The sequence below is a fragment of the Paenibacillus sp. UNC217MF genome (assembly GCF_000686865.1).
Taxonomy (GTDB): domain Bacteria; phylum Bacillota; class Bacilli; order Paenibacillales; family Paenibacillaceae; genus Paenibacillus_B; species Paenibacillus_B suaedae.
Genome location: NZ_KK366027.1, coordinates 92,444 through 113,626 on the forward strand (window position 1 = coordinate 92,444; position 21,183 = coordinate 113,626).

A 21,183-nucleotide genomic window follows, 5' to 3' on the forward strand; every position below is an offset into this window, starting at 1 on the left:
AATAATGAAAAAATACATTATTTTCGGTGCAAGTAAGGGACTAGGTGATGCGTTCGTAAAAGGTCTGCCCAAGCAAGGAGATCAAGTGTGGGTTGTCTCCCGTAATCGTCCAACCAGCATAGATCTGAAAGATGGGGTCAAGCGAATCTGGATTCAGGCTGATCTGTCGCAGCATGAGGCTTCCTCTCGTATAGCGAATGCAGTTGCAGAGGATGTGATTGATGTAATCATATACAACGTGGGCATTTGGGAACAGGACGGTTTTGAAGACGATTACAGTTTCGACAATGATGATCCTGCGGAAATTGCTAGAATCATTCATGTCAACATTACATCAACAATAATGTGTATCCAGTCGCTGCTTCCGAATATTCGCAAGTCAGAAGCAGGCAAGATCATCTTCATTGGTTCGACGGCTGGGCTAGATCATACGAACAATTCACAAGTTTCGTTCGTTGCATCTAAGTTCGGGCTGCGGGGAATAACGAATGCGCTGCGTGAGCATGTTCGCCAAGATCAGATAGCCGTTACCTGCATTAATCCAGGCGAGCTCGCCGCTGAAATTCCTTATGAAGAGGGAGCAGAAAAGGCGCTCTCTGCCTATGACAGTACCCGCATCCCAGTGCAAGATATCTTATCACTCGTCACATGCGTAATCGGACTATCCAAAGCAGCCTGTGTCAAAGAAATCAATATTCCTGCGATGCAGGATATGAATGCATAAATTCGAATTTACTATCTAAAACCGTGCGATGCACGGTTTTTTGCTTCTCATACGCAGGATTCGAGTTACACCTAACTATTGGATTGACATTTGTAAAAAAAGGAATATACTCCTTTATAACAGGAGATGATCTGATGAATTTGAATACACCTAAATTCACTGCTGTCCCTCGCCGCAAGCTGGTGGATCAAGTGCTAGAACAACTCCATGATGCGCTTAACCACCACTATCGTCCTGGCGATCGTATGCCGACTGAGCCGGAGCTGATGGAGATGTTCGGCGTAGGACGTTCGACGATCCGCGAAGCAGTCAAGATTCTGGTGCATGCTGGTGTGCTGGAAGTGCGACAGGGGGACGGGACGTATGTTCGTTCACGCCCCTCTGATTCAGATTCGTTGGAACAGCGGCTGCTTAGAGCGGAGACCGTGCACATTACCGAAGTGAGAAGCATGATGGATGCTCAGGCAGCACGCTTGGCATCAGAGCGCCGCACGGATACGGATCTTGAGCGAATGAAGCAGCTTCTTGAAGAACGAAAAAAGGCACTGGAGGTTGGCAATTACGCTGCCTATGTAGATTATGATGTGGAATTCCACTGTTCGATTGCAGAGGCGAGCCACAATCCTGTGCTGATTGATCTGTACCGTGCTTTCTGCAGCGCGCTTCGCGGTGAACTAAGCCACCTCATCGTCGACACGCAGCATTATGAAGACCGGTCGGAGCTGCATGCTCAGCTGCTGCAGGCGATTGCGAATAGAGACGCCGATACCGCCGTTCGCTTGCCGCTTGCCAATCTGGAGCCGCAAGGCGGCCGCAGAAACAGCAAATAACTGCCGAACACACAAGGGAGAGGAGAGACGTTATGGTTATTGATGTTCGCGATGTAACTTGGAATAGGGATAACAAGATGATTCTGGAACAGGTCTCTTGGGAGGTGAAGCAGGGAGAGCATTGGTGCTTGCTCGGGCTTAATGGCTCGGGGAAGACAACCTTGCTGAATATGATTAACGGCTATATCTGGCCGACGTCAGGCAGCGTATCCGTCCTCGGAAAGAAATTCGGCACATTCGATCTTCGCGAATTGCGGAAGCAGATCGGTTGGGTAAGCACCTCGCTGCAGCAGAGACTCCATGGACACGAAACAGTTCAGAAGATCGTTCTTAGCGGAAAGTTCGCTTCAATCGGACTATACGATAACATCGAAGAGTCTGATGAGGACAAGGCATTAACCTTAATTAAGCTGCTCGGCTGCGAGCGACTGCTAGGCCGCACTTATGATACATTATCCCAGGGCGAGCGGCAGCGTGTGCTCATCGGGCGTGCGTTAATGGCTTCCCCGAAGCTTCTGATCCTCGATGAACCGTGCACGGGACTCGATATCTTCGCGCGTGATCAACTGCTCCACATGATTCAAGCAATTGCACGCGAGCCTGAAGCGCCAACACTCATCTATGTTACGCATCATGTTGAAGAGATCATGCCCTGCTTCAACAAAACGCTGCTTATTAAACAGGGATCTGTATTTTCATCAGGCAATACAGCCGCTCAGCTGACCTCGGCTCATCTGAGCGAATTTTTCGATTCGGCTATCGAGGTGCGGAAAGAGTTGGGACAACGTTATTCCCTTCAATTGCTGTCAAATGAACCACATTATCATAAGTAATGACGGAAGCGGGCGAGAGTGCCCGCTTTAGCGAATCAACTTCCACCTCCTTAGCTAGTGCGATCCGGGAGACGACATCCTTATTTTCATATAAGCAGAGAAACTTGCTGTTCAGCATGTCTAATTGGAATGAAATTAGTAGAGCTGTCTAACGCTGTTTATTTGCAGCACAGACCATGCAATTTGCCATGAGGATACTCATATCCCCATGGTTTTTTTTGTGGAGACTAGTATATTCCGGTTCAATATGGTAGAATTCGAACAATTTCTTGTTATTAAAATCATGAATCATGAAGGAACATGGGGGACATCAGTATGCCACAACTTGAAACGAATAGATTATCATTAAGACCTCTGAATTTGAGCGATGCTGCGAGAATTGAACAATTAGCTGGAGATTATGACGTCGCCAAGACGACGTTGAATATTCCGTATCCATATCCGAGCGGTGCAGCCGAGCCATTTATCAACAGCATGCTGGAAGCTGAGAAGAATGATAGGGTGGTTATTTTCGCAATCTGCGAGAAATCATCTGAAGACTTAATCGGCATTATGAATATCAGCATCTCAGCAATGCATAACCGAGGAGAATTAGCATACTGGATTGGGAAGCCTTATTGGGGCAAAGGGTATGGCACCGAAGCAGCTCAAGCGATTCTATCTTATGGGTTCGAAGAACTAGGGCTTCATAAAATATTCGCTGAAGCATACACCTCTAATCCTGGATCGTGGAGAATCATGGAGAAGATCGGTCTCGCTTATGAGGGAACACTGAAACAACATGTGTATCGATTCGGTCAGCATTACGATTTGGCATTCTACGGGTTATTAAGAGAGGAATATGGACAAAGAACGAGCTAACTGGCTCGTTTTTTTGTTGCCAGATTTCACAGTTCTTATAAATAATCATGCCTTCTGTCACAAAAGAGCCAACTTAAATTGTTATATAGAGTAGAACAAGAGAGATTGGAATGGTGAATTCGTATGAATCATGTAGAGAGCAATCCTAATTCGAAAAACAAGTTCAGCTTGATCAAAAAAACCATCATTGTCACTTCCACTGCAGCACTGCTTGGCATTGGAGCATTCAGTTCCAGCATGCCAGCTACAGCAGCACTGAGGATAGATGGCTTCAATGAAAAGACGGCTATCAAGCAGGGGTACCTATACAAGCCTAATTTGAGTGTCAAGCATGATGGAATTACCCTAACTTTGACCGATGTTCGCTACGATGGAACGATATTATCCTTCGCATTGCGTCCGGAAGGAGCGAATCTTGATTTTCCCTTTACCATCAACCCGGAGAAAGAGAAACTCAAAGGTTACATCAAGTCAGAGTGTGAGGTGCTTGCCGATGGCAAACCCATCACCATAAGCAGCTCTGAGACCTTTGGAGAAAATAAGAGCTATCAATACTATGCAAAAGGGGTGAAGCTCCCTGACGAATTCGAGCTCTCGATTAAGGCCGGAGTGACGAAAGTGAAGGAAACTTATGATTTCAAAGTGCCGGTGAAGTTGAAAAGCAAACCGCTCGTTGTGAAGCCAAATAATGCATCCAAAACTTCCGGAAAATTCAGCTATACCGTTAAGCAGATTATTCTATCGCCGTTCTCTACACGGCTCATCCTGGACAGCGAAGGTTTGCCCCCTGCTTCAGCCGAGCAATCCGGGAAGTACCATGCAAGTCCAGTTTATTATGAGTTATTCGACAACAACGGCAACGAGATAGGGCCTGAAATGATTGGATTCTTTCATAAAATGCCGGAAACCAAGTACCATGTTGATAAATTCTACTATCCAACGGACGACAAGGCGACCTCCATCACGATTAAGCCATATACGTATACCATTAATAGCAAAAACTGGGCTATCCTCGAGGAGAAGGGGAGCAACGGGAAAATGACTCATAAGAAAACGTATTTGAAAGGCTTGGAGCTCACGATTCCAATCAAGCGATAACACAAAAATGATTTCCAACAGAAGGGATGACAGATACAAATGAAGTCAATCAAAAAAACGGCAATCGCAATATCTGTGGCAGCACTGCTTGGGACGGGGGCACTCGGTTCGAATTTGCCCGCAGCAGCAGCGCCGAAACTAGACGGCATCAATGAAAAGACGGCTATCGAGCAGGGGTACCTGTACAAGCCTAATTTGAGTGTGAAGCATGACGGGATTACCTTGAAGCTGGAAGAAGTGGAGTACGACGGTTCTACATTATCCATCTTAGTCAAGCGAGAAGGAGCAAATCTGGACGGTACGGTATCCCCATATTTCAGCATGGAGGATCTAAAAGAAAATCCGAACAATGAATTTATCAAAAAAAATGCCGTCCCTGAGCAGGATCAGCTAAAGGGTTACATTCTAAGCCCGAAGGTATTAGTTGATGGAGAGCCGATAAAATTGAACAGTGCCAGTTTCTCTGGTCCTCAGAATAATTTTTATTATGTCGCAAAAGGAGTCAAAGCGCCCGAGAAATTCGAGCTTACCATTAGGGCTGAAGTTACAAAAGTTAGTGAACCATTTGAGCTCAAGGTTCCGATCGAGTTGAAAAGCAAACCGCTCGTTATCAAGCCAGAAGCATCCAAAACGTCTGGGAAATTCAGCTATACCGTCAAGCAACTCGAACTGACGCCATTCTCGACCCGACTCATTCTAGACAGTCAAGGTCCAGTGCCTGCTTCTGCCGAGCAATCTGGGAAATACCATGCAAGCAAGGTCTACTATGAGCTTATGGATAACAAAGGGAAGGAAATAAATCAAGAAGAGATCGGATTCTTTAATAAAAAACCGGAAACCAAATACCATGTTGATCAATTCTACTATCCGATTGACGACAAGACGACATCTATTACGATCAAGCCGTATACATACACGGTAAACAGCAAGGATTGGAGCATCTTCGGAGCGAAAAAGGGCAGTGAAGGAAAGAGAACCTATCTGAAGGATTTGCAAGTTACGATTCCGATCAATCGATAATAGATACAACACAAGGGTTGCTCCAGAACCATGTAGGCATGGCTGGGCTGCCCTTTTTCCATGCGGTAACAAGTCGTCGTCTGAGGCGATTATTACGCACATCTTCGAATTTGTATCTACTATGCACAGTAGTATTATGCTAACATAAAACGGTCGCTTATTTTACAGAGCATAGAATAAAAAATTTCATTGAACGTGTCACAAAATGAACGGTTCAGATTGTTATATATAATAAGACAACAAGAAAGGAGTTGAGCACTTGCAATCTACCAGCCCCGGGGAGTCAGTAGTGCAGCCTATTAATGTTGAAGAAATCGTTACGCGAGTACAAGCTGGTGATAAACAAGCTTACCGAACGATCCTACACAATTTCGAACGCCAAATGTATACATACTGCTACTATATTTTAAAAAATCATGCGGAAACGGAAGATGCTGTTCAGGAAATATTTATCCGTGCCTACGAGAATTTACATCAATATAATAGGCAGGTTTCTTTCTCTGCATGGTTATATAAAGTCGCCTATCATCATCTGATAAATTTGAAGAAGAAGAAGAGCCGTTGGCTTAATTTGATTAAGCAGGTGGAGAAGGAGACAGAACAACAAGAGATTGCCTTTTCCCAGCATGAAACGGTAGTAAGCGATCTCCTAACCTATCTTACTGCAGAAGAGAGGCATATTTTGCTCTTGAAGGCTGTGGAGCAGTATACATTTGAAGAGATTAGTGAAATTATGGGCCTGAAATCAGCAACGCTGCGCAAGAAGTATGAAAGATTACGTGCAAAATTAATGGATCGAATTAGTGAAAAAGGAGAGAAGGCCCATGGGACATATGCAGCGCACGGAATACGCTGAGATGGACGGGATCGAACAAATGATTCGTCAATCCTCACCGCCTCCCATTCGAACCGATAAAATCATGGATCGAATCGAACAAATGGAATGGACAAGCTCATTACCATTCCATCGTAAGCCGAGTATACTAAAAAGAACCTTATTCGCTGCTTCTGCCGCAGTCATTCTCGGAGTAGGAATGGTCGGAGTTGGATATGTATCCCCAACGATGGCGGAAGCTTTGAAGAAAGTGCCGGTAATCGGACTGCTATTCTATGAGGCGAGCGAAGACGCAGTTCAGAAGGCGATTGAGCGCGGGATTATATCCACGCCAAACGTTAGCGATACGCATGATGGAATTACGTTAAAGGTAACTGAAGTATTATTTGACGGTACTCGCTTGTCATTCCGCATAGAACGTGAGGGCAAAGATTTGCCTCAGTATCTGGCTTCTCCATATGTAGAAGGCTATTCGAATGAGGAAAGAGTTGCGCTCTATAATAAATTCTACGAGACAAACAAAAGTATGGCGGAATCCTTCGGCACTCCTGATGAGAAACAGGAGAGAGGGTATATTCGAAGCCCGGAAGTTCTAATCAACGGTGAGCCTATCAAATCCTCTGGCCAACTCAGCAGCTATATGATGGATGATAAGCCGATGTATATGCTGGAATTTAGACATGTCGCAACCTTACCGGATGAATTTGAACTGACTGTGCGGACAAAAGTGACACAGGTTAAGGAAACGTATGAATTAAAAATTCCTGTGAAGGTTGAGAACAGAGCCATGATTTTGAAACCGAATGCAACCAAGTCGGACGGCAAGTTCTCGTATACAGTTAAGCAGCTTGATATCTCACCTGTTTCCACTCGTATCGTATTGGACAGCAAGGGTCCAGTTCCGGCCTCTGCGGAACAAACGGGGGATTATCATGCAAGTAGAATGTACTATGAGATTGTGGATGATCAGGGACGTGTACTAAGACCATCCAAACTTATCTATACACCTGTTCTGCCAACAACCGAGTATCACCTCAACGATTGGTATGCGCCAGTAGGGATGAAATCGAAATCCATCACAATCAAGCCTTACAACTATACAATTAGCAACAAGAACTTTGAAATGAAACGAACCAATAAGAACGTTTTTGGAGATCGAACATACTGGAAAAACCTTGAGATGACGATCGAAATTCCGCAATTCAAATAATAAATAGTCAGGGCCGACTCTGCGAACCATGAAATCATGGGGAAGAAGTTGGCCCTGTCTCATTTTTATATAGAGAGGTATTTCTCCCCCTTTTATTGGAATTTATCCCTTATGATCAGTCCTTCTTTTCTTGATAATGATGGTGTAAGGCTGAGCTGCACGGAACGCCAGTGCAGATGCTCATGCAGGTGTTGTCTCATATGTCTGGTCATGAAGTAGGAGGGATAACCAATTCTGTTATCAACATTTCGCAAGCGCTATCATTATGGATTAAAGGAGGATGATTACGTATGTTACGTACAGGGAATACATCCCGCCACAAATGGATGGTTGTCTTACATGCAGCTCTAGCATTGATGCTCCTACAAGGTCTGGTACTCTGGGTGCCGCAAGCTCAAGCTGCCGTATCCAGTAAGACGATTGTAGGGTACTGGCACAACTTCGATAATGGCTCCGGGTTCATCAAGCTCCGTGACGTATCTCCTAAGTTCGATGTCATTAACGTCTCCTTCGCAGAACCAACCTCTGGCGTCACGAATGGTACAATCGGCTTCACGCCTTACAATTATACGGATGCCGACTTCAAGACTGATGTCGCTTACTTACAGAGCCAAGGCAAGAAAGTCATCATCTCGATCGGGGGCCAGAATGGGCAGGTGCAACTGCCGGATGCCGGAGCCCGAGATAATTTCGTCAATTCAGTCATTGCGATCATTGAAAAATATGGCTTCAACGGACTTGATGTGGACTTCGAAGGACATTCCCTCTATTTGAACGCTGGCGACAGTGATTTCAAAAATCCCACCACTCCAGTTATCGTCAACCTCATTGCAGCACTCCGTACGATTAATAACCACTTTGGAACCGATAACTTCTACCTGACCATGGCTCCTGAAACCTTCTTCGTTCAATTAGGCTATACCTTCTATGGCGGCAGCTGTATTAGCTGCGACAACCGCGCAGGAGCTTATTTGCCCGTCATCCATGCAACCCGCGATATTCTGGATTGGCTACAAGTGCAGAACTACAACTCAGGCCCGATTACAGGACTGGATGATCAGTATCACACGATGGGGAATGCTGACTTCCATGTGGCAATGGCCGACATGCTCTTGACCGGATTCCCTGTTGCCAAAAATCAAAACAACTTCTTCCCGGCACTGCGTCAGGATCAAGTTATGCTCGGATTGCCTGCAAATGCGAATGCGGGGGGCGGGTTCACTACGGTCGCAGAAGTGCATAAAGCACTTGATGCGCTCATGAAAGGCGTACAGTTGTCCAGCTACAAGACACGAGGCAGTTTGACTGGATATCCGAACTTCCGTGGGTTGATGACATGGTCAGTGAACTGGGATAAGTTCAATAACTTTGAATTCTCAAACAGTCATCGTGCTTATCTGGATGCATTAACTCCGCCTATTCCCGATACGGAACCTCCTTCCGTACCAACAAACGTAATCGTTACAGCTAAGACATCCACCAGTGTGAGCCTCAGCTGGACGGCCTCCACAGATAATGTTGGGGTTACCGGATATACCGTCTCCTATGGGACTCAATCTGTGAGCGTTTCGAATCCGAATGCTGTCATCTCGGGATTGACGCCAGATACGGATTATACCTTCACGATTACTGGAAAGGATGCGAAGGGGAACCAATCCGCTGCAAGCGCACCGCTAACGGTGAAGACAGCTCCAGCGGGATCAGGTGGAGATACAACACCCCCAACCGCCCCAGGTAATTTACAGGTAACAGGAAAATCCGCAACTTCAGTAATACTCAGCTGGTCGGCCTCGACGGACAATGTCGGTGTGACTGGCTATACCGTGTCTTATGGAACGAATGCTGTCAATGTGTCGGACACAACCGCAACTATTACAGAATTAACGCCAAATACAAACTACGTATTTACCGTAACTGCTAAGGATGCAGCAAGGAATGTTTCCACTGGAACCATTGTTCAAGTAACGACAGATGCACAAGGCGGGGCTCAGCCATGGGCTCCAAATGTCAGCTATAAGGCAAACGACGAAGTCACTTATGGCGAAAAGACTTATGTATGCCGGCAAGCTCATACTTCATTGCTCGGTTGGGAACCGTCTAACGTTCCAGCTCTGTGGCAGCTCAAATCCTAATAGAACGGAAGTAGGGGAGTTCTGAATCGATCAGAACTCCTTTTTTCATGTAGGTAAACTGTGTCGCTTCTCCTATTGACACTTCCCATTTATGGCTTATAATCATGATTAATACTTAGATTTACTTATTAACACTTAACTTTACTTAACAGAACAGGGGAGAATCCATGTTTCAAGAGGAACGCTTGGCAGCTATATTAGAGCACCTGAAGAGAAACAAGCGCATTGAAGTGGAAGAAGTATGCGACCTGCTGTCTATATCACGAGATACGGCACGCAGGGACATTATCAAGCTTGAGGAACAAGGATGTATCGTCCGCACACGAGGTGGAGCCGTCCTGCCTACCATATCGAAGGAAATGCCCAATTACGGCCAACGGTTACAGAAGGAGACGACGTCCAAGCAGATGATCGGTCAGGTTGCCGCTGCTCTCCTTCACGACGAAGATTACTTATACATGGACTCATCCACGACGGTACGGTGTGTGGGAGAACATATGAAGACCAAGGGGAATGTCATCGTTACGAATTCCATCGACATGGCTGGTATGATGGCGGCAAGGAATGAAGCTCGCATTCAGCTGCTTGGCGGCCTATTAAACAATGATCAACGCATGATTTATGGATCGCGGGCGATTGAGATGCTAAGCGACTATCATTTTGACAAGGCCTTCCTCGGGACTTGTGGATTATCCATGAATGGACTGACGACCGACTTTGAAGAAGAGACATATCTCATCCGTCAGGTGATTCGCAGCGCAGACCAAGTCATTGTCCTTGCTGACCACTCCAAGTTCGGCAAGACGATGTTCCATCGTGTTGCAGGCTTAGAAGATATAGACTTTATCGTCACAGATCGTGAGCCAGATGCGGAGTGGCAGCGTTATGTAAATGAAATAGGCGTTGAGATCATCATTGCTGACAGAGAGGTGCACCATGATTAACAGACTAATTTGGATGGGTTGTCTATCCTACATTGTAACTGGGGTAACACTTGTCATTATGGGTGCAGTGCTCCCTGAACTGCTTCTGAACTATGACTTGAATTATACGGACGGTGGAATACTTGTCTTCGTTCAATTCGTCGGCATGCTGCTCGGCGTTCTCAGTATGCCTGCTATTTCTCGAAGGTTCAGTCGGAAACGAGGAGTTATGATCGGATTGCTGATGATTAGCGCCGAGCTGCTGCTGTTTTTCCTCCCGCCATGGCCAGTCGTTATTTTGATAGCCGGATTTGCGGGGGCAGGAGCGGGGCTTGTGGAGTCAGGGATCGGTACCATTATTCTTGTCGCTGTCAAAGAGAAGCAAGCCATCGCGATGAGCAAGCTGGAGGTTACTTTTGGCCTCGGCGCCTTGATGATACCATTCGTGGCAAGCTTCTTAATCGCACGTGGGATATGGACATACTCTTTCCTGCTGCTCGGCATAAGCGCACTTCTCACGGCAATCGCCTGGCAGCGGATGTCATTCGGTCATGTCGATGCCATGTTGACGCGCACAGTAGGTAATGGCTCCGAAGCCAGGCGTGAATCTTACTCAGCGAAGTCCATTCCTTTCCTTGTCCTATGCGCCTTCTTCTTCATGCTCTATGGAGGAAGCGAAGTGTCTGTTGTGCACTTCTTCCCATCCCTGTTTATCGAGAGATGGGGCGTCGCGACCTCTGATGCAACATTGACGGTTACGGTATATTGGACGGCGATGGTTATCGGCCGTGCGCTATGCGGTGTACTTGCAGAAAAGATAACGTACTATCGATTTTTATGGATCACGACAGTGCTCAGTGTCCTTGTATTGCTCATTCTGCCTTTCATTTCACAGGCTTGGGGAGGGTACGTCATTAGTTTTCTCCTCGGGCTTGGAATGGCAGGCATGTTCGCGATCATGCTGATTTATGCGAATAGTGCCCTTCCCGGCATGACTGAGCGGACAACGAGTATTTTGCTGGCGGCAAATGGACTAGGTGGTTCGCTTCTGCCGATTGCAGTCGGTAGAATGATGGACATATGGCCGGTTCAAGCCGTCATGTGGCTTTTCTTCGGGGTGATGGTAACGATGCTGCTGCTCGTATTCGGATCAAAGCGCCTGAATTTGTTCTTGTTGACGAGCAAACAAACGAGCCAAATCCATGCTTCAGAAGCGATTAGCAAAAACCATTCATAGCGTTATTACTAGAGCACATGCAAAGCTAAGATAATAAAATTTATCGAATGAAAAGCAATTCCTGCCTCGCAAGATGGAAGCGGAATTGCTTTTTTGTTATGCAATCATAGAATGAGGATTCCAGCCATATATTTTGACCATCGGTACATTAAGTGGATTCACTATCCCACAATAACTCCTTTGGAAATGAGGGCAAGCAAGAATGCGCGAAAATACCCATGTGCACCAGCTAGCAGCACGTGTAAGCGGGGGAGGACATTGAATGCCAAAAAAGCTTCACTATACCATTGCAATTGTCGGGGCAGGCAGCGCTGGATTGTCGGTCGCGGCCCGCTTGCTACGCGAATCGAAAGCGCTTCACGGCTCAGTCGTGCTACTTGATCCGCAAACCAAACATTATTATCAGCCCTTGTGGACGCTTGTCGGCGGAGGCGTCGTCAGCAAGGAGACGACCGAACGCAGCCAGCAATCGCTGATCCCGAAGGGAGCCGACTGGATTCAGGAGGCGGTTGAGGAATTCAATCCGGAGGTCAACCGATTCGTTACCAAGGCGGGCACCATCATCCAGTATGAGATCCTCGTCGTAGCGGCGGGAATTCAGGTGGACTGGGAGCGGATCAAGGGACTGAAGGAGTGTATCGGACGGGATGGGGTGTGCAGCAACTATGATTATCGATACGTCGATAGCACGTGGAAGTCCATTCGCCAGTTCCGTGGCGGCAATGCGATCTTCACGCAGCCGAACTCGCCAATCAAATGCGGGGGAGCGCCTCAGAAAATTATGTATTTGGCCGACGATGCATTCCGTCAAGCAGGGATTAGAAATAAGACGAACATTATCTTCGCTTCGGGAAATGCGTCTATCTTTGCCGTTCCGAAATATGCTGCGGCACTTAATCGGGTGATCGAACGAAAAGACATTGCGACCAAATATCAGCTTGATCTGATCTCGATTGATTCGGTGAGGAAGGAAGCCGTGTTCGAGCACGTGGTTACGAAGGATCGGGAGACACTCCGATACGACATGATTCATGTCGTGCCGCCCATGTCGTCTCCCGACTTCATTCGAAATAGCCCGCTTGCAGGAGCCGCAGGATGGGCCGAAGTCGACAAACATACGCTGCAGCATGTCCGGTTCAAGAACGTGTTCACGCTCGGAGATTGCAGCAATCTCCCGACTTCCAAGACGGGAGCAGCCATCCGCAAGCAGGCTCCCGTCGCCGTACAAAATATCATCAGCTTGCTGGCTGGACAACCGCTTGCCGCACGTTATGACGGCTATACATCATGTCCGCTCGTTACCGGCTATAATCGGCTTATTCTGGCGGAGTTCGATTATGATCTGTCCCCGCAGGAAACATTCCCATTTGATCAGTCGAAGGAACGGTACAGCATGTATATGCTGAAAAAAAATCTGCTGCCTAAAATGTACTGGCACGGCATGCTGAAGGGTCGAATGTAAGGGAAGTCTACGAAAATTTCAGGGTGTGAAGTTAATCAAGTACCCGTGGTTGTTTTATTTAGAAAGGGGAGAGTATTGCCTAATGCTGCTGCGTTATTTTTATGATGACAAGTTAGCTCATGCTTCCTACCTGGTCGGCTGCCAAGCTACGGGGGAAGCGATCGTGATCGATCCGGCTCGCGATGTAACGCCATATATCACAACGGCTAAATCCGAAGGCTTGAACATTATCGCTGCTGCCGAAACCCATATCCACGCTGATTTCGTGTCCGGAATGCGCGAATTCGGAGTGGAGCAAGAAGCAACACTTTACTTATCGGGCGAAGGCGGCCCGGATTGGATATATTCGTATGTGAGCGATGAGAGCGGGAACGAGGTCAATCATCGCCTTGTGCAGGATGGAGACCGATTCTACATCGGCAATCTCGAATTCGAAGTGCTTCATACCCCTGGCCATACGCCTGAGAGTATTTCGTTCCTGCTAACGGATCGGGGCGGAGGGGCCGATTCTCCGATCGGCATTTTTACGGGCGACTTCGTGTTCGTCGGTGATGTGGGACGCCCTGATCTGCTGGAGAAGGCAGTAGGGCTGGCAGGCACGGCAGAGGAGGGAGCAAGGCAAATGTTCCGCTCCTTACAGCGCTTCAAGGAGCTTCCCGAATACGTGCAGGTGTGGCCTGCCCATGGTGCGGGAAGCGCATGCGGCAAGGCGCTGGGCGCAGTTCCTTCATCGACGGTAGGCTATGAGAAGCGCTTCAATTGGGCCCTGTCCTTCACGAACGAAAATGAGTTCGTTAACTCGTTACTGGCTGGGCAACCCGAACCGCCAACTTATTTTCCGAGAATGAAGCACATGAACCGGATAGGCCCTGCATTACTCGGCCAGCTTGTTGCTCCAGAGCAGATCGAAGGGAGTGTGGAAGAAGTCGCGAGTTTCGTTCAAGCAGGAGCAATCGTCGTGGATACTCGCCCATGTGCTGCATTTGGAGCCGCGCATGTAAAGGGGACGATTAATGTGCCATACAACCGTTCCTTTACTTCATGGGCCGGATGGCTTCTGAATGACGAGCACCCGCTGTATGTGATGGGGGAAGAAGAGCAATTGCCCCATATTGCCCGAGATTTGCGATCCATCGGCATTGATCGAATTGAAGGCCTGATCGAAGCGACGAAGATGTGGGTGGATAGCGCCCTCCGTTCATCTTCCAAAGAATTGCTGGAATCTTATCCTGACGTTACTCCTGCGAGCATCGCAGACCAGGTAGTTGGCGGCGAGATCGCAGTTGTGGATGTGCGCTCAAGTGCAGAATGGGAGGAAGGCCACATTCAACATGCCAAACATATACTGCTTGGCAAGCTTCCGGAACGCGTTCGGGAGGTTCCGACTGAAATGCCCGTGCTCGTCCAATGCCGAACCGGAATGCGTTCCGCCATTGCAGTCAGCATTCTTCAGGCGCACGGCGTTACGAATGTCTTCAACCTGCAGGGCGGCATCGTCAGGTGGCAAGAAGAGGGATTGCCTATTGTGACGCGATAGATGGCAAGATCTTGGCCCATACATTTCAAGGAATACCATAAAATAATGAGTAAAAAGCGGGCAAAGCATGCTCGCTTTTTTTATTGGCTGTACAGGGAGTAACCCATTGACTATATACTATAGGGGGGTATACTATATAAGTAACAAAACACGAACATACCCCCTAAGTATATAGAGGAGGGATCGGATGACGCATCTCGCGAAGTTTGCAGTAACTCCGGGTTTTGAAGAAGGAGGAAGTCTTTTTACGCCTAAACAGTTGTCACTGCTTGGTTCTATCGTAGGCAATCAGGCAAAGATCGAGTTGACTACCTTCAAGCAGCTGTATGTCGAAATGGAAGAAGAACGAATGGATGAGGTACAGCAGCGGTTGAAGGAAGTAGGGTTAGAGATCTATCCAGCGGGCTTCTACACCAAGAGCTTGATTACATGTAATTTCTGCAGAGGAGCAGAAGACACGAATATGGAGCTTGCCAAGCAGCTGAATAAAGCGATAGCTGGAATCGAGGTTCCGTACCCGCTCAGGGTAGGCTACTCTGGATGTGCACTCGGAACAGGAGAACCGTTGCTGAAGGATATTGGGATTGTGAAAATGAAGGATGTATTCGATATATACATTGGCGGAGAGCCGAAAACAATCAAGCCAACCCTCGGCCAATTGGCGATTTCCGGAGTAACAGCGGAGCAGTTAATCCCTTGCGTCACCCGAATGATCGATTTCTTTCAAGCGAATGGCAAGAAGAAGGAGAAATACGCTACGTTTATTCAACGCATGTCGTTCGAAAAGATTATCGAAGAAGCTGTGCGTACCGAAAGTAAAACTGAATCAAGTTAACCTTGCACGCTAGGGAAGATCTGCATGTATATGATATCGTTTATCGTTCTGATAACCTCTTATTTATAGTTGAATGATGCTTCATACACTTGTGTATAAAAAAGAGCGGTCGGATCAAGAATCTTCTTGAATCGTACCGCTCTTGTATATGGATTATGAGAATTCGTTCAACGCTTCAGGCGTCCAGTCCGTAACCCCGTTATCCTCTAAAACACCCAAAATAACGTCTGTAATATCTGGATCGGCCATCAGCTTGTCTTGAACGCGGAAAATAATATCATCAGCGTCGGCTAAGGTTAAGCCCTTGCGCAGTTCGATCATCGCATCGACGTGATAATAGCGCCCTTCCTGCGTAATTCGCAAATCATTAATATCCGTAACGTCCGAGTCAGCAAGAATAAGGAAAGCTACCTTCTCCGCAACATCGCGAGGAGCTGCGACCCCGATAAGTCCAACCATATTGTCATACCCGACTCGAAAAGCAACGCCAATCATTAATATCCCGATTAGAAGCGTCGCAATTCCATCCAAAGCCTTAAATGCTGTCAAGGAAGTGACGACAACTGCGCTCATGGCCAATAAGGCACCCGTAACAGCAACCAGGTCTTCATAGAATACCAAGCGAGTAGGTGGTGCAGAACGACTAACATGCTTAAATGAAGCGGGGATGAATGCAATACCTTTTGTTTCAACTCTTGCTTCCTTCGTAATTTCCTTCATCGCTTTGAGCAAAATAGCTCCATCAACAACTAAATTGAATACTAATGCCGCGATATTTATCCAGAACGCCCCACTGCTCGCTTGTACGGGGTGCTGAAGTAAATGCAGGCCCTCACGTATCGTCTCGTAGGCCATAATCGTTACAACGATAACAGCCACCATACAAAAGAGGTTGATGACTCGACCGAATCCAGTAGGGAATTGGCGAGTGGGCTTCTTCTCCGCAAGTATACTGCCGACGAATACAAAGCCTTGATTCACGCTGTCCGCCAGAGAATGCATGGAAGATGCGAACATCGCTCCACTGCCGCTCATTGCAGCACCTGCGCCTTTTGCAGCTGCAATAATGGCATTTCCTATCATTGCAATTGCAGAGGACTTATTTCCTTTCTTAATTAACTGTAATACCGTTTCTCGTTCCGATTCGGGATCCATTGCTTCCTCCTAAATGATGAATAAGATAACTGAAATTGTTGCCTAAGCTTACTAATTTTATTACAAGAAGCTAAATGCAATCAATTATTAATACGATTAAATCAAAAATAGTTTCAAGATTTCATTTTTGCTTCTATCATTGATATAATTACCAAGATAGGAGATTGATAGAATTACAGCAACAGAGCGTGTCCGCTGTAAGCTGTTTGTTCGTATTACCAATTTACATAGATTGAGCCTTTGGGGAGGAAACGCTACATGAACCAAGAAGCAAGCACCGCCGGATGGGATGCGATTGATCAAGCAGTCACAGCAATTTATGGCGAGCAGGAGCCTAAGCATTACGGCACGATCATTTCATATGCTTTGGGTGGACATGACCCCTTGGATGGATTAAGTGCATACAAGGCGGATTTTCCATACCCGCATTGGCATTTTGTAACCTATGGTTTTTCAGAACTTTATGATAAAGAATTAGACGATGAAGAATGTAGCGGATACGGGTTTGAACTTACATTCAGACTGGTTAGGCAGGCTGAGGATGAGGAACCTCCCGCGTGGGCGCTTAACCTGCTGCAAAATATGGGGAGATACGTATTCAACTCCGGCAATGTATTTCGATCGGGAGATTATCTGGATGCGAACGGGCCGATATGCTTGGATGCAGATACCCAATTAACAGCGCTCGCCTTCGCTGAAGATCCCGATTTGCGTGCAATCGATACACCGAATGGCAAGGTAGAGTTCATTCAGATGGTAGGGATTACGAATGATGAGCTTGAAGCGATGCAAACTTGGAATACATTAGGCCTTTTGAATGCATCCGAAACGCACCTGCCTTATTACATTACCGATCTGGAGCGGGAGTCGCTTCTTCGCATGCCAGAAGTGGCCGAAGCTGCAGAGCGAGGAATGCAGAATGACGGTTCGAACACCGGTATCTTATTCGTTCAGCAATTAGGATGGGAATCTGGCAAAAATGGATGGTTAGGCAAAAAGCCGGCTAAACTCCTCATCGGTGCAAAGCAGGCGGCCTTAATAGGGAAGCTGCTGCAGGGGCGGATCTTGAAGCGCAAAGAACTTACACTGGTTGGCCCAGAGGTTACAATCGTAATAAAATCGGGCGATCGTACTTCTCACGAAACGACGGAAAATGCGATTCAGTTGTTCGTAGATGATCGTACGGTTGCTGAACTAAGCACGAGGCTGGAGCCGAAGGCGGGCATGATCGAACTTGCGTCTACACAGAGCATCGTCTTTCAGATTGAGATAACAGAAATTAAGGATCAAGAAGGCAACGTCGTCGAGGTTATTGGATAAGGCTGACACGAGAGACATGAATGGGTATGAGGAGGAGTTGTCATGAGCTGGCTAAGAGAAGAAATTGCGATGAAGTGGCGCACAGAAGGAAAGCGGTATGCCTCGGAAATTAATGAATATGTGCGCGTCGGGATGGAAAGCAACTGGGAACAGGCACAACAAGAGCCAGGGGATGATCAGCGTTCGGGCATGGCCGCAGACATCGTTGACATGATACGGGCTGCCAATCAAGCAGGTGATACCGAACGGCTGCGACAGGAGATTCCGCCAGCATCCTGGCCAATTACACCCGATTATGAGGAGAAGCAGCAAGCGATTAAACCAATTGTCTGTCTGAATGATGGTACTGTTCTTGTTCGTACTTATGGCGGCAGCATCTATCTCATTCAACAGGATCGAATTACTGAGCTTCCTGACTTCTATCATATTGGATGCTCCTCGGACGGAAACTATTTCGCGCTTAGTAATGAACAAGGAATACGTATAATACGAGGAATCGTTACAAGCTTGGGGGAGGGCGAAGAGATTTCCGCTTGGTCCTGGCAAGTTATACAGCAACGTATTAAGGCAATCTTGAATGATTGTGAATCACTTGCCGATTCAGAACATCCGGCTAGCCATATTGAGGAGGCTATTCCATTCGACAATGGCTCACGTCTTCTTCTCGTAACCGATTGCGGCATCTATTTGCTTAGCCAAGACCAAGTCGAGCTGCTTCATCCTGAACTGACGGAGATGCAGCAATATGATTACAAGGATACTCACATCGATATGGTGCACGGCGCTGTGTCTCCAGATGGACGCTGGCTTGCGTATGGCAGCCAGTGCAGTGAACATCTATTGCGAGATGCGGCGAGTGGGAAGGTGTATACGATCGAGCCGCAATCCAGTTATCCGCATTATGCGCTGTTCGCCAAGGACAGTAGCGAAGTGTGGTATAATGCATGCCATTTCTATAATGGGGCAACGATTCAAGTCCCGCTTGCAGACTTGGGGCAGCTTGATGCTGGGACAGAACACGAGTGGCCGATCATGAATGATGAGATGCGTGTATACGCCGCTGCTGCATTGATAGATGGTCATATATTGGGTGATGCCTATGGATATTTGCGCAAAATAGACAGTGAAGGTAATGAGATATGGCGATATTTTGTCGGCAGCACCTTATCCGGTATTGTCGCATCACCAGATGAATCACGATTAGCGGTAGGCACATATGGAGGAATGCTGCATCTCATTGATTTACAGAGCGGTGTCAAGAGTGAGTACAGCATCGGTACTGCGAATATCATAGAGATTGACCGCTGGATTCTATGGCGAGATGAGGAACCGCTGCGTTGGTAGTTGAAGTAAGGTAGAAGTACGGAAGAAGTATGGCATAAAACGCTCTACTGATCGAACCTGCTAACCAGATAAGAATATAATATTGATGATCTGCGCAGAGTGAGTTTCTGAGTTTGTAAGTTGTCAGCATCACACTATAAAATCATGATGTAAAATCTCTTATTGAAGAAAGATTTATTGAAGAAGGACTGGTCTACAACGATGTGTAAACGATGCGCTTGGGTAAAAGAAAATGAGCCTTTATATGTGGACTACCATGACAAAGAGTGGGGAGTTCCCGTATATGATGATCGAAAGTTATTTGAAATGCTGTGCTTGGAAGGTGCGCAGGCGGGGCTCAGTTGGTGGACAATCTTGCAGAAGAGAGAACATTACCGTGAAGCCTTCGATCAATTCGAGGCAGAGAAAATCGTGAAGTACACGGAAGAGAAGCTGGAATCCTTGCTCGATGATGCAGGGATCGTTCGCAACAAATTGAAAATTCACAGTGTCGTTAAAAACGCACACGCTTTTTTGCGGCTCCAGAAAGTGCACGGCTCCTTCTCCACGTACATATGGAGCTTCGTCGATAACCAACCCATTGTAAACCATTGGGTGACCATCAAGGAAGTTCCCGTTACAACCGATATTAGTGATCGAATGAGCAAGCAACTTAAGAAAGACGGGTTCTCATTCGTAGGCAGCACGATTTGCTATTCCTTCATGCAGGCGGTTGGCATGGTGAATGATCATACGCTGGACTGCCTCTGCCATACGTCACATCAAACAATTCGATCTTAGTTTTTGGATAGATGTCTATTTATGTATGAATAGAGGTTTCGATTATGAAAAGAGATTTGAAAGGAGGTGAGAAATCGATGAGTTCCATTCACATGCTGGCCGGCATACCGGGTAGCGGGAAGAGCCATTACGCGAAGGAGTTGTGCAAGCAGCACAGGGCTGTTCATGTAGCAACCGACTCCATACGTCAGAAACTGTTCGGAGATGAGGCGAAGCAAAAGAATACGTATATCGTATTTGATGAAGCGTTCTCTCAGATTGAGCAAGCATTGGCTTCTGGGCGCAATGTAGTATTTGACGCAACCAATGTCAGCCGAGAACGAAGATTGAAGTTCTTGAAGCGGTTCAGGGAGGTTCCGGTGGAATGTCATGTGTGCAGCACGCCCTATGATATCGCCATGCAGCGGGCTCAATCTAGAAAGCGTAGGATCGACGAGAGTGTAATGTCCAAGTTTGCTAAGCACTTTGAGTTTCCGGTCCTTGGTGAAGGCTTTCAACAACTTCATATCGTGCATGCTCCAGCTGATGCTATGCTTTCGCGCCCGGAGCTGGAAGAGCTGCTTGCGGATAATCCGGATCACGACGAATTGTTCAACTATTTGTCCAGCTCTCCGCATTTTCGGGTAATGGTAGGATATGATCAACAGAATCCGCATCATTCGAGAACGTTGTCCGAGCATACCTATGCGGTGCTGGAATATGTACGTGCATTCTACGAAGGGGATAACATGCTGGCAATGCAGTTCGCTGCACTGTTTCATGATGCAGGCAAGCCATTCTGCAAGGTGTGGAAGCAAAGCCGGGGATATTACTCCTATTATGGTCATGAACATGTATCCGCAGCGATCGCCTGCCATGTTCTGAAGCAAATGGGGTACGACGAGGAATTTGTCCTGCAGGTTGTCAATCTAGTTAGCTTCCATATGGACATCCTGCACGGCGGGGATGCTGGAGCATCTCATATTTATCATTTGTTAGGCGATGAGATGTTGGCCCAATTGTATTTTTTTGCGGAAGCCGACACTTTCGCGAAATAAGGAGGTGAAA

Annotated in this window: 19 protein-coding genes; 18 read left to right on the forward strand and 1 reads right to left on the reverse strand. The window is 47.0% G+C overall.

What is annotated here, in order from left to right:
- Positions 1 to 4: 4 nt before the first annotated feature.
- The 14 genes from BP95_RS0116535 to BP95_RS30655 all read left to right on the forward strand — a co-directional run bounded on the left by BP95_RS0116535 (position 5) and on the right by BP95_RS30655 (position 15,537).
- Positions 5 to 724 carry an SDR family NAD(P)-dependent oxidoreductase gene (locus BP95_RS0116535; protein WP_021255994.1) on the forward strand — a complete coding sequence of 240 codons (720 nt, stop codon included), beginning with the start codon at positions 5 to 7 and terminating at the stop codon, positions 722 to 724.
- Positions 725 to 858: 134 nt separating this feature from the next.
- Positions 859 to 1,554 carry a FadR/GntR family transcriptional regulator gene (locus BP95_RS0116540; RefSeq protein ID WP_028532753.1) on the forward strand — a complete coding sequence of 232 codons (696 nt, stop codon included), beginning with the start codon at positions 859 to 861 and terminating at the stop codon, positions 1,552 to 1,554.
- A gap of 32 nt (positions 1,555 to 1,586) precedes the next feature.
- A complete protein-coding gene (locus BP95_RS0116545; RefSeq protein ID WP_021255992.1) occupies positions 1,587 to 2,387 on the forward strand; it encodes an ABC transporter ATP-binding protein in 801 nt (266 codons plus the stop codon).
- A 315-nt stretch (positions 2,388 to 2,702) separates the two neighbouring features.
- Entirely contained in the window at positions 2,703 to 3,248 is a 546-nt protein-coding gene (locus tag BP95_RS0116550) for a GNAT family N-acetyltransferase (RefSeq protein ID WP_021255991.1), read from the forward strand.
- A gap of 123 nt (positions 3,249 to 3,371) precedes the next feature.
- Positions 3,372 to 4,346: a DUF4179 domain-containing protein gene (locus BP95_RS0116555; protein ID WP_021255990.1), complete on the forward strand. Its 975-nt coding sequence runs from the start codon at positions 3,372 to 3,374 to the stop codon at positions 4,344 to 4,346.
- A 39-nt stretch (positions 4,347 to 4,385) separates the two neighbouring features.
- Positions 4,386 to 5,366 (forward strand): DUF4179 domain-containing protein, encoded by a 981-nt coding sequence (locus tag BP95_RS30650; protein WP_021255989.1) that lies wholly within the window; start codon positions 4,386 to 4,388, stop codon positions 5,364 to 5,366.
- 259 nt (positions 5,367 to 5,625) lie between these two features.
- On the forward strand, positions 5,626 to 6,222 hold the full coding sequence (locus tag BP95_RS0116565; RefSeq protein ID WP_021255988.1) for an RNA polymerase sigma factor: 597 nt from the start codon (positions 5,626 to 5,628) through the stop codon (positions 6,220 to 6,222).
- Positions 6,191 to 7,411: a DUF4179 domain-containing protein gene (locus tag BP95_RS0116570; RefSeq protein WP_021255987.1), complete on the forward strand. Its 1,221-nt coding sequence runs from the start codon at positions 6,191 to 6,193 to the stop codon at positions 7,409 to 7,411. Before BP95_RS0116565 ends, BP95_RS0116570 begins: the two co-directional genes overlap by 32 nt.
- Before the next feature lie 290 nt (positions 7,412 to 7,701).
- Entirely contained in the window at positions 7,702 to 9,543 is a 1,842-nt protein-coding gene (locus BP95_RS0116575; protein ID WP_028532755.1) for a fibronectin type III domain-containing protein, read from the forward strand.
- Between the two features lie 167 nt (positions 9,544 to 9,710).
- Positions 9,711 to 10,487: a DeoR/GlpR family DNA-binding transcription regulator gene (locus tag BP95_RS0116580; protein WP_028532756.1), complete on the forward strand. Its 777-nt coding sequence runs from the start codon at positions 9,711 to 9,713 to the stop codon at positions 10,485 to 10,487.
- Positions 10,480 to 11,703: an MFS transporter gene (locus BP95_RS0116585; protein WP_021255984.1), complete on the forward strand. Its 1,224-nt coding sequence runs from the start codon at positions 10,480 to 10,482 to the stop codon at positions 11,701 to 11,703. Before BP95_RS0116580 ends, BP95_RS0116585 begins: the two co-directional genes overlap by 8 nt.
- Before the next feature lie 262 nt (positions 11,704 to 11,965).
- The gene (locus BP95_RS0116590) at positions 11,966 to 13,165 is read left to right on the forward strand and encodes an FAD/NAD(P)-binding oxidoreductase (RefSeq protein WP_028532757.1); all 1,200 of its coding nucleotides are present in this window, start codon (positions 11,966 to 11,968) and stop codon (positions 13,163 to 13,165) included.
- A gap of 82 nt (positions 13,166 to 13,247) precedes the next feature.
- Positions 13,248 to 14,702, forward strand: a complete 1,455-nt coding sequence (locus tag BP95_RS0116595) for an MBL fold metallo-hydrolase (protein ID WP_021255982.1) — start codon at positions 13,248 to 13,250, stop codon at positions 14,700 to 14,702.
- A gap of 187 nt (positions 14,703 to 14,889) precedes the next feature.
- A complete protein-coding gene (locus tag BP95_RS30655; protein ID WP_021255981.1) occupies positions 14,890 to 15,537 on the forward strand; it encodes an NAD(P)/FAD-dependent oxidoreductase in 648 nt (215 codons plus the stop codon).
- A gap of 153 nt (positions 15,538 to 15,690) precedes the next feature.
- Here BP95_RS30655 and BP95_RS0116605 read toward each other — a convergent pair whose 3' ends face one another.
- On the reverse strand, positions 15,691 to 16,692 hold the full coding sequence (locus tag BP95_RS0116605; RefSeq protein ID WP_021255980.1) for a cation diffusion facilitator family transporter: 1,002 nt from the start codon (positions 16,690 to 16,692) through the stop codon (positions 15,691 to 15,693).
- Positions 16,693 to 16,950: 258 nt separating this feature from the next.
- Between BP95_RS0116605 and BP95_RS0116610 the strand changes: the two genes are divergently transcribed.
- The 4 genes from BP95_RS0116610 (at position 16,951) to BP95_RS0116625 (ending at position 21,173) form a co-directional block, all read left to right on the forward strand.
- Positions 16,951 to 18,012, forward strand: a complete 1,062-nt coding sequence (locus tag BP95_RS0116610; RefSeq protein ID WP_021255979.1) for a suppressor of fused domain protein — start codon at positions 16,951 to 16,953, stop codon at positions 18,010 to 18,012.
- Between the two features lie 42 nt (positions 18,013 to 18,054).
- Positions 18,055 to 19,356 carry a WD40 repeat domain-containing protein gene (locus tag BP95_RS0116615; protein ID WP_021255978.1) on the forward strand — a complete coding sequence of 434 codons (1,302 nt, stop codon included), beginning with the start codon at positions 18,055 to 18,057 and terminating at the stop codon, positions 19,354 to 19,356.
- A 201-nt stretch (positions 19,357 to 19,557) separates the two neighbouring features.
- Positions 19,558 to 20,136, forward strand: a complete 579-nt coding sequence (locus BP95_RS0116620) for a DNA-3-methyladenine glycosylase I (protein WP_021255977.1) — start codon at positions 19,558 to 19,560, stop codon at positions 20,134 to 20,136.
- Between the two features lie 77 nt (positions 20,137 to 20,213).
- Positions 20,214 to 21,173 (forward strand): AAA family ATPase, encoded by a 960-nt coding sequence (locus BP95_RS0116625; RefSeq protein WP_021255976.1) that lies wholly within the window; start codon positions 20,214 to 20,216, stop codon positions 21,171 to 21,173.
- The last annotated feature ends 10 nt before the right edge of the window (positions 21,174 to 21,183 follow it).

Excerpts from the sequence above, each read along its gene's own strand:
- BP95_RS0116625 (WP_021255976.1), top strand. The coding sequence starts at position 20,214 with ATGAGTTCCATTCACATGCTGGCCGGCATACCGGGTAGCGGGAAGAGC.
- BP95_RS0116540 (WP_028532753.1), top strand. The coding sequence starts at position 859 with ATGAATTTGAATACACCTAAATTCACTGCTGTCCCTCGCCGCAAGCTG.
- BP95_RS0116555 (WP_021255990.1), top strand. The coding sequence starts at position 3,372 with ATGAATCATGTAGAGAGCAATCCTAATTCGAAAAACAAGTTCAGCTTG.
- BP95_RS0116545 (WP_021255992.1), top strand. The coding sequence starts at position 1,587 with ATGGTTATTGATGTTCGCGATGTAACTTGGAATAGGGATAACAAGATG.
- BP95_RS0116585 (WP_021255984.1), top strand. The coding sequence starts at position 10,480 with ATGATTAACAGACTAATTTGGATGGGTTGTCTATCCTACATTGTAACT.
- BP95_RS0116570 (WP_021255987.1), top strand. The coding sequence starts at position 6,191 with ATGGGACATATGCAGCGCACGGAATACGCTGAGATGGACGGGATCGAA.
- BP95_RS0116615 (WP_021255978.1), top strand. The coding sequence starts at position 18,055 with ATGAGCTGGCTAAGAGAAGAAATTGCGATGAAGTGGCGCACAGAAGGA.
- BP95_RS0116550 (WP_021255991.1), top strand. The coding sequence starts at position 2,703 with ATGCCACAACTTGAAACGAATAGATTATCATTAAGACCTCTGAATTTG.
- BP95_RS0116590 (WP_028532757.1), top strand. The coding sequence starts at position 11,966 with ATGCCAAAAAAGCTTCACTATACCATTGCAATTGTCGGGGCAGGCAGC.
- BP95_RS0116605 (WP_021255980.1), bottom strand. The coding sequence starts at position 16,692 with ATGGATCCCGAATCGGAACGAGAAACGGTATTACAGTTAATTAAGAAA.
- BP95_RS0116595 (WP_021255982.1), top strand. The coding sequence starts at position 13,248 with ATGCTGCTGCGTTATTTTTATGATGACAAGTTAGCTCATGCTTCCTAC.
- BP95_RS0116620 (WP_021255977.1), top strand. The coding sequence starts at position 19,558 with ATGTGTAAACGATGCGCTTGGGTAAAAGAAAATGAGCCTTTATATGTG.
- BP95_RS0116575 (WP_028532755.1), top strand. The coding sequence starts at position 7,702 with ATGTTACGTACAGGGAATACATCCCGCCACAAATGGATGGTTGTCTTA.
- BP95_RS0116535 (WP_021255994.1), top strand. The coding sequence starts at position 5 with ATGAAAAAATACATTATTTTCGGTGCAAGTAAGGGACTAGGTGATGCG.
- BP95_RS30655 (WP_021255981.1), top strand. The coding sequence starts at position 14,890 with ATGACGCATCTCGCGAAGTTTGCAGTAACTCCGGGTTTTGAAGAAGGA.
- BP95_RS0116610 (WP_021255979.1), top strand. The coding sequence starts at position 16,951 with ATGAACCAAGAAGCAAGCACCGCCGGATGGGATGCGATTGATCAAGCA.
- BP95_RS30650 (WP_021255989.1), top strand. The coding sequence starts at position 4,386 with ATGAAGTCAATCAAAAAAACGGCAATCGCAATATCTGTGGCAGCACTG.
- BP95_RS0116580 (WP_028532756.1), top strand. The coding sequence starts at position 9,711 with ATGTTTCAAGAGGAACGCTTGGCAGCTATATTAGAGCACCTGAAGAGA.